Raw genomic sequence first — 11,261 nt, 5'->3', positions numbered from 1 at the left:
TTGTTGGAGCTTTTTTTTATAAAAAAATTGACTTTAAATTTTTAAAAGTGTATTATGTATCAATTATATAAAAAACTTATCATGAGAAGTGGAGGGACAGGCCCTATGAAACTTCAGCAACCGGTTTTAACACGGTGCTAAATCCTACAGAGATATCTGAAAGATAAGAGAAAATAAACTGTAAAAGTTAATCTCTTTATCATTTAGATAAAGAGATTTTTTATTTAATTACTAAAATAAAGAAGGGGGAACACATGGAAAAAAACAAAGGAACTTTTAAAGGATTGATACCATTTTTAGTTTTTGTAGGAATTTATTTGGGAAGTGGAATAGCTTTAGAGATAAAGGGTATGGATATGGCTTTTTATCAGCTACCAGCTCCAATAGCAATTTTTCCGGCAATTGTTTGTGCATTCTTTTTATTTAAAGGAACTATAAAAGAAAAATTTGAAACTTTTTTAGAAGGGTGTGGACACCAAGATATAATAACTATGTGTATTATTTATTTGCTAGCTGGAGGATTTGCAGTAGTTTCAAAATCAATGGGTGGAGTAGATTCAACAGTAAATTTGGGATTAACATATATTCCAGCACATTATATAGCTCCAGGATTATTTATAATAGCAGGATTTATATCAACAGCAACAGGAACATCAGTGGGAGCGATTGTATCTTTAACACCAATAGCTGTAGGTTTATCAGATAAGAGTGGAGTATCAATGGCTTTTCTACTTGCTGCTTTAATGGGTGGAGCTATGTTTGGAGATAACTTATCTGTTATTTCAGACACAACAATAGCAGCTACAAAAACTCAAGGTGTTGATATGAGAGATAAATTTAAAGTTAATATTAAAATAGCTGCTCCAGCAGCAGTTCTTACTTTAATATTATTAGTTATTTTTGGAAAACCAGATGTAGTAGCAGAAAGTCAAATTTATACATATAGCTTAATAAAAGTATTACCGTATATATTTGTTCTTGTTCTTGCTCTTTTGGGAATGAATGTTTTTGCTGTATTAACAGCTGGTATTGTTTTATCAGGAATAATTGGTTTTACTCATGGAGATTTTACATTATTGTCTTATGGAAAAGAGATATATAATGGTTTTACAGGAATGACAGAAATTTTTATATTATCTTTATTAACAGGAGGACTAGCAGCTTTAGTTACTAAAGCTGGAGGAATAGACTGGATATTATCAATTATTCAAAAAAAGATAAAAGGGAAAAAAACAGCAAAATTAGGAATTGGTTTTCTTGTAACATTAACTGATATAGCTGTAGCAAATAATACAGTTGCAATTATCATAAATGGACCAATAGCAAAAGAGATTTGTGAAAAATATGATGTAGATCCCAAAGAGAGTGCAGCAATATTGGATATTTTCTCTTGTATAGCTCAAGGAGCAATACCTTATGGAGCTCAAATGTTAATAATGTTAAGTTTTACAAAGGGAAGCGTATCCCCATTTGATATAATCCCTCTATTGTGGTATCAAATGTTATTAATGGTATTTACAATAATATTTATTTTTTATAAGAAAAGTAAAATTTAAAGAAACGTAAAGGAAGAGATTGTTCTCTTCCTTTATTTTATTATGTTATAATATATGGCAAATAAAAGAAAAAGGGGAGTAAGATGTCAGTATCAAAAAATTATATGTATAATGTTCTTTTGATAATAAGTAATACAATATTTCCTATAATAACTTTTCCTTATGTATCTAGGATTTTAATGCCAGAATATTTAGGAAAGGTTTATTTTGTTCAAGGAGTTGTAGCTTATTTTATTATTTTATCAGTTTTAGGTGCACCAAATTATGGAATAAGAGAGTTATCTAAGGCTAAAAGTATTGGTGATTGGGATGAGTTTAAGAAGATTTTTTCAGAGCTTTTATTTATGACGATGTTAAGTAGTATTGGAGCACTTTTATTACTACTATTAATTGTAAATTGTTATGGGAAATTTAATTCGGAAAAATTACTTTTTTATATTTTTGGAATTCAAGTTTTATTTGAGTGTTTTCATATTAATTATATTTTTGTTGTTATGGAAAATCATAAGAGAAGATTAATAAGATCTTTTGCAATTAGAATCTTATCTCTTGGATTTTTATTTTATTTTATAAAAGATTCTAAAGATTATTATTTATATGCACTTCTACTAGTAGTTCCAGAGGTATTAGCTAGAGTAATAGATATATTTTCTGTTAGAGAATATATTGTTTTTGATATAAGAAAATTAAATTTTAAAAGACATATAAATGATATGTTAGTAGTTTTTATGTATTTATTTACAATTGGAATTTATGGTAGTATTGATACAACAATGTTAGGGATAATGGTAAATGATACAGAGGTTGGTTTATATTCAGCAGCAGTAAAAATGTATCGAATGGTTTTGCCAGTAATCTTAACTTTAGGAATAGTTTTATCTCCAAGAATTATTGGAGCGATTAAAAAAAATACTAAAAGTGAACTTTATAAAAATATAGATATATTTGTAGATTATTGTTTTATTGTTGGAGTCCCAGCAACAATACTGATGTTATATTTAGCACCAGAATTTACGTTACTTTTTTCAGGAAAGGATTTTAAAGGAGCTATAATAACTATGATGATAATGGCTCCTTGTATAGGATTTGTTGCTTTTGGAACTTTTATAGGTGGGCAAATTCTTTTACCTAATAATTTTGAAAGATATATATTAAAAATATCTTTAGCAGGAGTTCTTATAAATATAAGTTTAAATTATTTTTTAATACCTACATATTTAAGAAATGGAGCAGCAGCAGCAACACTAATTACAGAAATAATTATATCTTTAATAAAAATAAATAAAATGAAAAAGATATATCCAGACTATAAAATATTAACAAAGGATAGAGTAATGACTATTTGTGTAGGAATAGCTGTGTTTGGAATAGTATTTTTATTAGGATTAAAAATAAAGGATTATGGAAAGATAGTAACACTTTTAAGTATTCCTATAATTTTTGGTTGTTTTTATTTTTTAATTTTAATTGTATTAGGAAATAAAAGTGTAAAAAATGCAATGAAATTATTAAAAAGAAGGTAAAAAAAGAACTGACTTGAGAAAAGTCAGTTCTTTTTTTATTTATAAATTTTATCCAAATTGTCTTTAAGTTTACCAATACTATTATTAGTAAGGTGTATTATGGGAATATCATTGCTTTTGCAAACTTTAGTACAATTATTAACAAGATTATGACTAACTAAATTAGTAAAAACAATACACATTTCACAATTTTTAATTTTTTTGCAAAAATTAGGGCATTGAGTATTGTAAACTTTACCTTTAAGTTCGTAATTTTTTAAAAGATCAATATATTCTCTTTCTCCTCTTTTTAATCCACCAATGATAGCAACCATAAATCCCTCCCTATGAAACTTTTATTTTTTTTTCTTCTTTTTCTTTAAATTGTATAAATCTATCACACTGTTTTTTTCTATCATATCCAAGCATAATTCCAAGAATAAAATCCTCTTCAGCACTATAGTCTGAAAGGTTAGATTTATTTATTTTTTCAATAACTTGAATACATGAATGTTCACCAAAGAAAACATTGAATCTTCCATTAGGTAATTTATATAATTTATAACTTATTTTTTTACTAGATAATCTCTCTTCAACAAAGGGGATCATTTCTTTTGAAACTGTATGTAAAATAAGATTTCTTATTCCTTTTTCTAATTCATAAATGTGATGAATAAAAACTTGCATAGTAACCTCCAATAATCGATATAAAACATACTACCAAATTTTAGTTCAATTGTCAATTATTTTTATTATCAAAGTATTTGTATAAAAAAAGACAAAATAATATTTGTCTTTTAGAAAATTAAATCATTTATTAAATTAGCAATTCCATTATTATCATTAGAAGTTGAAATATATTTTGAGATCTTTTTAATTTCTTCTTTAGCATTATTAACACAAGCAGGAAGGCCAGCTACATTTAACATGGGAAGATCATTAAAAGAATCACCAACAACAATGACTTCTTCCATTTTTATATTAAGAAAAGTACAAAGTTTTTCTAAAGAGGTTCCTTTATCAACCCCAAGTTTAGTAACTTCTAAAAAGAAAGGTTTAGAAATAGCAATAGAGTACTTATCTCCAAGTTTTTCTTTTAATTTATTTTCAATATTTTTTAAAAAATTAGGTTCCTCTAAAAGTATACATTTAGGTGAAGATGTTGGAATAGAATCTTTAAAGTTATTTACTATTTTTAAAGGCATATGAGTTAAATTAACTTCAACATCAATATATTTATTATTTTCTTCCGAAAGGATTTCTGAATCTAAATATGTAATTATACTAACTTTTTCTTTTTTACTAAACTCATATAGTTCAGCAATCTCTTTATTAGTTAGAGATTCATTAAATAGAGGCTTATTATTTTTACAATCAATTATAATTGAACCGTTATATGAAAGAAAAAAACTTTCATATTTCTCAAGTTGTAATTCTTTAGCTAAGTTTATCATAGCATATGTAGGTCTTCCAGAAGCTAGAACAAACTTAATACCAAGTTCTTGAGCTTTTAAGATTGCATCTTTATTTAAAGAAGATATTTCTCCCTTAGAATTTAATAAAGTGTCATCTAAATCTGTAACTATCATTTTATATTTCATAATTTTCCCCCAATAAATAAACAAATAATTTTACACCTTCAAGAAGAACAGTTTCATTAAAATTAAAAGTTGAACTATGTAAAGGAGAAGTTAAGTTTTCCTTTTCATTTTTAGTTCCTAATAGAAAAAATAATCCAGGGATTTTTTCTTGATAAAAGGAAAAATCTTCAGCAATGGCTAAAACTTTTCCTTGTTGAAAGTTAAAATTCTTAGAAATATTTAAAAAATTATTATAAAGATTAGAATCGTTAATAACAGGTGGATATAAAATTCTAAAATCTTCCTTAACTTTTATAGAAAAACTAGTTTCAAAACCTCTATGAATCTCTTTCATTCTTTTAATTAAAAATTCAGTGTTCTCTTGGGAATATGCTCTTATTGTACCATGATAATTAATAGAATTAGGAATTATATTTCTAACTTTACCACCATAGAAGTGTCCCACAGTAATAACACATGGATCAAAGGGAGATATATTTCTTGAAATAATACTTTGGTATGAATCTATTATTTTGGTAAAAGGAATAAGAGGATCAATAGTATTTTGAGGGATTCCTCCATGTCCACCTTTACCTATTATTTCACAATCAAATTCAGTAGCTTGAGCAAAGAATATACCCTCTTTAGTGGAGATTACCCCTTGAGGTAAATCAGGGAAAAGATGTAGGCCATATATTTCTTTAACTGAATATGTTTCCAGCAAACCAGTATCACATATAAATTTAGCTCCTCCAGGTCCCTCTTCAGCTGGTTGAAAAATAAGCAATATACTTTCATTAAAAGTTTTAACTTTTTTAAGGTATTTTGCAAATCCTAAAAGAATTGCCATATGTCCATCGTGTCCACAAGCATGCATAAAATTATTATTAGAAGAGAAAGAGATATTATTTTCTTCTTTAATAGGTAAAGCGTCCATATCAGCTCTAAAAGCCTTACAAACATTAGGATTACTTCCTTTTATATAAACATATACTCCAGTTTGGCAGATAGTTTTAGGAGAATATCCCATATTGATTAGATTATCAATAATATATTTTTGAGTGTTGAACTCTTTGAAACCACCTTCTGGAATTTTATGTAAATCTCTTCTAAAGCAAACAATTTCATTAAAAAGTTCCTTCATAAATCCTCCTCGTAAAAATTAAGTGATAAAACATTTTATACTAAAGTAAAAATAAAAAAAAGTTAAATTCATATTTTGTGAATAAAAAATAGAAAATTATCTAAGATAATATAAGTGTATATACATATATACATGAACATATTTTTTTTACATTTGATAAATGTTCAAAAAATGTTAAAAAAGGTAAAATACACCAAAAGAGAGGTGTTAATGTGAGATTAGTTTTAAAATATGGAGGGACATCTGTAGGATCCCTAGAAAAAATAAAAAAAATAGCAGAATATATAAAAGGATTAAAAGATAAAGTAAATGAAATAGTAGTTGTAGTTTCAGCAATGGGAAAAACAACAGATATTTTATTAGAAAAAGCAAGGGCATTATGTGGAGAACCTAGTAAAAGAGAGTTAGATATGTTAATGACAGTGGGAGAACAAGAAAGTATAGCTTTAATGTCAATAGCATTAAATGGTATTGGTTGTTCGGCTGTGTCATATTTAGGAAGTCAAATAAAAATAGAAACAGAAGGTCCTTATGGAGATAGCCAAATTAAAGAGATTAATATTGAAAAAATTGAAAATGATTTAGCTCAAAATAAAGTTGTTATAGTAGCTGGATTTCAAGGAGTTAATAGTGAAGGTGATATTACAACTTTAGGTAGAGGAGGTTCAGATACAACAGCAGTAGCTTTAGCAGGAAAATTAAAATGTCAGTGTAAAATATATACAGATGTAGATGGTGTATATACAGAAGATCCTAGAAAATCAAAAAATGCACAAAAATATAAAGAGATATCATATAATCAAATGGAAAAATTATCAAGAGAGGGAGCTCAAGTTATGGAGCTTAGAGCTGTTCAAATTGGACATAAGTACAAAGTTCCTATTTTTATAGGGAAGAGTTTAGGTAGTGAAGAGGGAACATATATATCAGAATAGGAGATGCGTTATGAATATAGGAATAGTTGGAGCAACAGGATTAGTAGGACAAACATTTATAAAAGTTTTAGAAGAAAAGAAAATTAAATTTGATAAAATTAAGTTTTTAGCAAGTGAAAAAAGCCAAGGAAAAGATATATTTTTTAATGGGAAAAAATATAAGGTTGAAAAATTAACAGAAGAATCATTTGACGATTTAGATGTGGCATTATTTTCAGCAGGTGGAGATGTTAGTAGAAAATTTGCTCCAATAGCATCAAATAAAGGGTGTATAGTTATAGATAATTCTTCAGCGTTTAGAATGGAAAAAGAAGTTCCATTAGTAGTTCCTGAAGTGAATGGAAGAAGAAGTTTAGAAAATAAAGGGATAATATCTAATCCAAATTGTTCAACTATTCAATGCATGGCACCTTTAAAAGCTTTAGATAGAAACTTTAAAATAAAAAGAGTAGTTTATTCAACATATCAAGCAGTTTCAGGTTCTGGAAATAAAGGTATAGAGGATATGAAAAAAGGAATAAATGGAGAAGAGTGTAAATTTTATAAAAAAGATATTTCTTATAATTGCTTACCCTTAATAGATGATCTATTAGATAATGGATATTCTAAAGAGGAATGGAAAATGATTCAAGAAACAAAGAAAATATTAGAAAATGAAGATTTACAAGTTACTGCTACTTGTGTTAGAGTACCTGTATGGAATGGCCATGGAGTTTCAGTAAATATTGAACTTGAAAATTCTTTTAACTTAGAAGAGATTAAGGAAGTTTTAAGAAAAGAAAAAAATATAATATTAACAGATGAAATCCCAACTCCCAAAGATATTTCAGGAAAAGATGAAATAATGGTAGGGAGAATAAGAAGAGACATTAGTACAGAAAATGGAGTGAGTTTATGGATTGTAGCAGATAATATAAGAAAAGGAGCTGCATCTAACGCAATTGAAATATTAGAATTTTTAATGGAGGAAGGAAACTTATGTTTAAAGGATCAGGAGTAGCACTTATAACACCTTTTAATGAAGATTTAACTGTAAATTATAAAAAAATTGAAGAACTTGTAGATTATCATTGTGAAAACAAAACAGATGCACTAATTATTTTAGGAACTACTGGAGAATCAAGTACTTTGGATGATGAAGAAAAAGAAAATATAGTAAAAGTAGTAATAGAAAAAAATCAAAAAAGATTACCAATAATAGTAGGAGCAGGGAGTAATGATACAAAGCACGCAATAGAACTGTCAAAAAAATATGAACAATTAGGTGCAGATGGTCTATTGTTAGTAACTCCTTACTATAATAAAGGGAATGAAGATGGAATATATAAGCACTATGTATCAATAGCTGATTTTGTAAATATTCCTATTATTTTATATAATGTTCCTGGAAGAACAGGTGTTAATTTGTCAGTTAGTTTATTAAAAAGATTAGCAAAGCATAAGAATATAATAGGATTAAAAGAAGCAAGTGGAGATATATCATATGCAGCAGAGGTAGCGAGAGAAGTTCCAGAATTATTAATATATTCAGGAAATGATGACATAACAGTTCCACTAATGTCATTAGGAGCTGTGGGAACAATTTCAGTACTTGCTAATATAGAGCCAGCAGTAACACATAATATAGTAGAGTGTTATTTAAATGGAGATGTAATTGAAGCAAGAAGATTACAACTAAAATATAATGGACTTGTAAAAGCTTTGTTTGTAGAAGTTAATCCAGTACCAGTGAAAAAAGCTATGAATTTATTAGGAAATATAGTAGGGAACTGTAGATTACCTTTAGGAGATTTATCAGATTTAAGTGTTAGTATTTTAGAAAAAGAGTTGAAAGGTGTAGGTGAAAATATTTGAAAATAGTAGTTCATGGAAGAGGAACAATGGGAACTATAGTAAAGAATGAGCTGGGAGAAAATTGTTTTTTTGTAAATGAAATATCAGAAGTTCCTTTGGAAGAAGAGAATTGCGTTGTTATAGATTTTTCACATTTTTCTAAAATAGAAAGAATGTTAAAAGAGTGTAAAAATAGAAAGTATCCAGTTGTTATTGCAACAACTGGATATAATGGAGATATTTTAAAAAATATAATAGAGACTAGTAAAGAGATACCAGTTTTATTATCTTCTAATACTTCTTTAGGGATAAATCTTTTAAATGAAATGTTAAAAGATATAACACCTAAATTAGAAGAAACATTTGATATAGAGATTATAGAAAAACACCATAATAAGAAAATAGATGCTCCGAGTGGAACTGCAAAAACACTTTTAAATACTATAGAAAATTCATTAAGTGAAAAATATAATGTTGTATATGGAAGAGAAGGAATTTGCAAAAGAGAAAGAGCTGAAATTGGTGTTCATGCAGTTAGAGGCGGAACAGTTGTTGGAGAGCATTCAATTTTATTTTTAGGTGATGATGAAGTAATAGAAATTACACATAAGGCTTTATCTAAAAGGATTTTTGCTGCAGGAGCAATAGAGTGTGCTAAATATTTAGAAAAAAAAGAAAAAAATCTTTATACTATGGAAGATATGTTTAAAGATAAAGGAGAGAGATAGTGAAATTAGATACGGCAAATGAATTAATATCATATATAAAAAATTCAAATAAAAAAACTCCAGTTAAAGTTTATGTAAATGGAGATATAAAAACAACTTCAAAAGAGGTATTTATATTTAATGGAAATGGCTCTCATATATTAATGGGAGATTTAAAGGATATTGAAAAAGTTTTAACAGAAAATAAAGAGAGTATAAAAAATTATATAATTGAAAACGATAGAAGAAACTCAGGAATTCCAACATTAGATTTAACTAATATAGATGCTAGAATTGAACCAGGAGCAGTTATAAGAGATAAAGTTACTATTGGTAAAAATGCAGTTATAATGATGGGTGCTATAATAAATATTGGATCAATTATAGGAGAAGGAACTATGATTGATATGAATGCTGTTTTAGGAGGAAGAGCAACTGTTGGTAAAAATTGTCATATAGGAGCTGGGACTGTTTTAGCTGGAGTAATAGAGCCACCATCAGCAACTCCAGTAATTATAGAGGATGATGTTTTGATAGGAGCTAATGCAGTAGTATTAGAAGGTGTAAGAATAGGGAAAGGTGCAGTTATAGCAGCAGGAGCTATAGTGTTATCAGATGTTCCAGCAGGAGCAGTAGTAGCTGGAAACCCAGGAAAGATAATAAAGATGAAAGATGAAAAAACAATAGAAAAAACAAGATTAGTTGATGATCTAAGAAAATAAAAAGTGGAGTGGGAAGAGACAGTATGATTAATAAAAATGTATTAAATTTAAAAAGTTCTTTAATAAGAGAAATTTCAAATGAATCAAAAAAATATGAAGATGTTTTAAATTTAACGATAGGAGAACCAGATCTTCCCACTCCTATTGGAATAACTAATGCATGTATAGAATATATGAAAAATAATAACATTAAATATTCAATGACTGGTGGTATTGTAGAGCTAAAAAATGAAGTGGCTAAATATTACAATAATAAATATAAAAGCAATTATTTAACAGAAAATGTATTAATATGTGCAGGATCAACAGAAGCTCTATCGTCAACTTTAAAAACATTAATCTGTCCTGGAGATGAGATATTAATAGCAGTTCCAGCATATCCTGGGTATGCACCATTAATTGAAATGGCTATGGGGAAATGTGTTTTTTTTGATACTGAAAAAGATAGTTTTAAAATAACCATAAATAATTTAAAGAAAAATATAAGTGAAAAAACAAAAGCTTTAATTTTAAACTATCCCAATAATCCAACAGGAGTATGTTTAAATAGTGAAGAACTTCAAGAAATTTTAAATTTTTGTATAGAAAAAAATATAGTAGTTATATCTGATGAGATATACGAAGGATTAGCTTTTAAAAAGAGTGTATCTGTAGCTATGTTTGCTGAAAATCATAAGAATATAATTTTGATAGGAGGATTTTCAAAATCTCATTCAATGACAGGATATAGAGTCGGATATGTAATAGGAGATTTATCTATAATAGAAAATATAAAAAAAGTAAGCCAATATACAGTAACTTCTCCAAATACAATATCACAAATAGGAGCAATAGAAGCTTTGAAGCAATATAGTGATACAAGAGTATTTGCAGAGGAATATAAAAAAAGATTTGATTATTTAGAAAAAAAATTAAAAAAAATTAATATATTTACAATAAAAAGCCAAGGAGGAATATATTTATTTTTTAAAAATCCTTTAGAAAATAAAACTTCTTTAGAATTTGTAATGGAATTTTTAAAAAAAGAAAAAGTAGCATTAGTTCCAGGAGAAGCCTTTGGAAAACAAGGGTATGTGAGAGTATCTTTAGTTAAAAGTATAGAGAAACTTAGAGAATTTTCTAAAAAGATGGAAAGTTTTTTAAAAAAATAAAAAAAAGTTATTGACCAAGTTTAAAAATTGTGGTACTATTATTTTTGTCAGCGGCAAACACCGCAAGACGAAACAAAACAACAGAAGGACATTAACAACCGAATAGAGAAAATAGTCAGAAGTTATGAAAA

12 protein-coding genes and 1 riboswitch are annotated in these 11,261 nt (G+C 27.3%); of the genes, 8 read left to right on the top strand and 4 right to left on the bottom strand.

Going from position 1 to position 11,261, the window contains the following annotated elements:
• Positions 1 to 73 precede the first annotated feature (73 nt).
• Positions 74 to 170, top strand: a riboswitch (SAM riboswitch).
• A gap of 66 nt (positions 171 to 236) precedes the next feature.
• Entirely contained in the window at positions 237 to 1,556 is a 1,320-nt protein-coding gene (locus Q0V09_RS03780; protein WP_367172287.1) for a Na+/H+ antiporter NhaC family protein, read from the top strand.
• Between the two features lie 83 nt (positions 1,557 to 1,639).
• Positions 1,640 to 3,079 carry a flippase gene (locus Q0V09_RS03775; RefSeq protein ID WP_297487227.1) on the top strand — a complete coding sequence of 480 codons (1,440 nt, stop codon included), beginning with the start codon at positions 1,640 to 1,642 and terminating at the stop codon, positions 3,077 to 3,079.
• A 35-nt stretch (positions 3,080 to 3,114) separates the two neighbouring features.
• Here the strand turns inward: Q0V09_RS03775 and Q0V09_RS03770 are convergent, their stop codons facing one another.
• The 4 genes from Q0V09_RS03770 to Q0V09_RS03755 form a co-directional block, all read right to left on the bottom strand.
• Positions 3,115 to 3,393, bottom strand: a complete 279-nt coding sequence (locus Q0V09_RS03770) for a DUF2325 domain-containing protein (RefSeq protein WP_297405949.1) — start codon at positions 3,391 to 3,393, stop codon at positions 3,115 to 3,117.
• Positions 3,394 to 3,403: 10 nt separating this feature from the next.
• Positions 3,404 to 3,745 (bottom strand): DUF2023 family protein, encoded by a 342-nt coding sequence (locus tag Q0V09_RS03765; protein ID WP_297405948.1) that lies wholly within the window; start codon positions 3,743 to 3,745, stop codon positions 3,404 to 3,406.
• A 110-nt stretch (positions 3,746 to 3,855) separates the two neighbouring features.
• Positions 3,856 to 4,659, bottom strand: a complete 804-nt coding sequence (locus Q0V09_RS03760; RefSeq protein WP_297405947.1) for a Cof-type HAD-IIB family hydrolase — start codon at positions 4,657 to 4,659, stop codon at positions 3,856 to 3,858.
• A complete protein-coding gene (locus tag Q0V09_RS03755) occupies positions 4,649 to 5,782 on the bottom strand; it encodes an amidohydrolase (protein ID WP_297405946.1) in 1,134 nt (377 codons plus the stop codon). The genes Q0V09_RS03760 and Q0V09_RS03755 overlap by 11 nt, the downstream gene beginning before the upstream one ends.
• 212 nt (positions 5,783 to 5,994) lie before the next feature.
• Here Q0V09_RS03755 and Q0V09_RS03750 point away from each other — a divergent pair, with 212 nt between their 5' ends.
• The 6 genes from Q0V09_RS03750 to Q0V09_RS03725 are packed head-to-tail and all read left to right on the top strand — an operon-like array spanning position 5,995 to position 11,130.
• The gene (locus Q0V09_RS03750) at positions 5,995 to 6,717 is read left to right on the top strand and encodes a hypothetical protein (protein WP_297405945.1); all 723 of its coding nucleotides are present in this window, start codon (positions 5,995 to 5,997) and stop codon (positions 6,715 to 6,717) included.
• Positions 6,718 to 6,727: 10 nt separating this feature from the next.
• A complete protein-coding gene (locus tag Q0V09_RS03745) occupies positions 6,728 to 7,717 on the top strand; it encodes an aspartate-semialdehyde dehydrogenase (protein ID WP_297405944.1) in 990 nt (329 codons plus the stop codon).
• A complete protein-coding gene (dapA, locus tag Q0V09_RS03740) occupies positions 7,696 to 8,571 on the top strand; it encodes a 4-hydroxy-tetrahydrodipicolinate synthase (RefSeq protein ID WP_297405943.1) in 876 nt (291 codons plus the stop codon). Before Q0V09_RS03745 ends, dapA begins: the two co-directional genes overlap by 22 nt.
• On the top strand, positions 8,568 to 9,278 hold the full coding sequence (dapB, locus tag Q0V09_RS03735) for a 4-hydroxy-tetrahydrodipicolinate reductase (RefSeq protein WP_297405942.1): 711 nt from the start codon (positions 8,568 to 8,570) through the stop codon (positions 9,276 to 9,278). Before dapA ends, dapB begins: the two co-directional genes overlap by 4 nt.
• The gene (dapD, locus tag Q0V09_RS03730; protein ID WP_297405941.1) at positions 9,278 to 9,979 is read left to right on the top strand and encodes a 2,3,4,5-tetrahydropyridine-2,6-dicarboxylate N-acetyltransferase; all 702 of its coding nucleotides are present in this window, start codon (positions 9,278 to 9,280) and stop codon (positions 9,977 to 9,979) included. Before dapB ends, dapD begins: the two co-directional genes overlap by 1 nt.
• Positions 9,980 to 10,002: 23 nt before the next feature.
• Positions 10,003 to 11,130, top strand: a complete 1,128-nt coding sequence (locus tag Q0V09_RS03725) for a pyridoxal phosphate-dependent aminotransferase (protein WP_297487225.1) — start codon at positions 10,003 to 10,005, stop codon at positions 11,128 to 11,130.
• Positions 11,131 to 11,261 lie beyond the last annotated feature (131 nt).

It is taken from the genome of uncultured Cetobacterium sp. (genome assembly GCF_947039425.1).
Classification (GTDB): Bacteria; Fusobacteriota; Fusobacteriia; order Fusobacteriales; family Fusobacteriaceae; genus Cetobacterium_A.
This window is presented reverse-complemented; position numbering and strand designations above follow the sequence as displayed.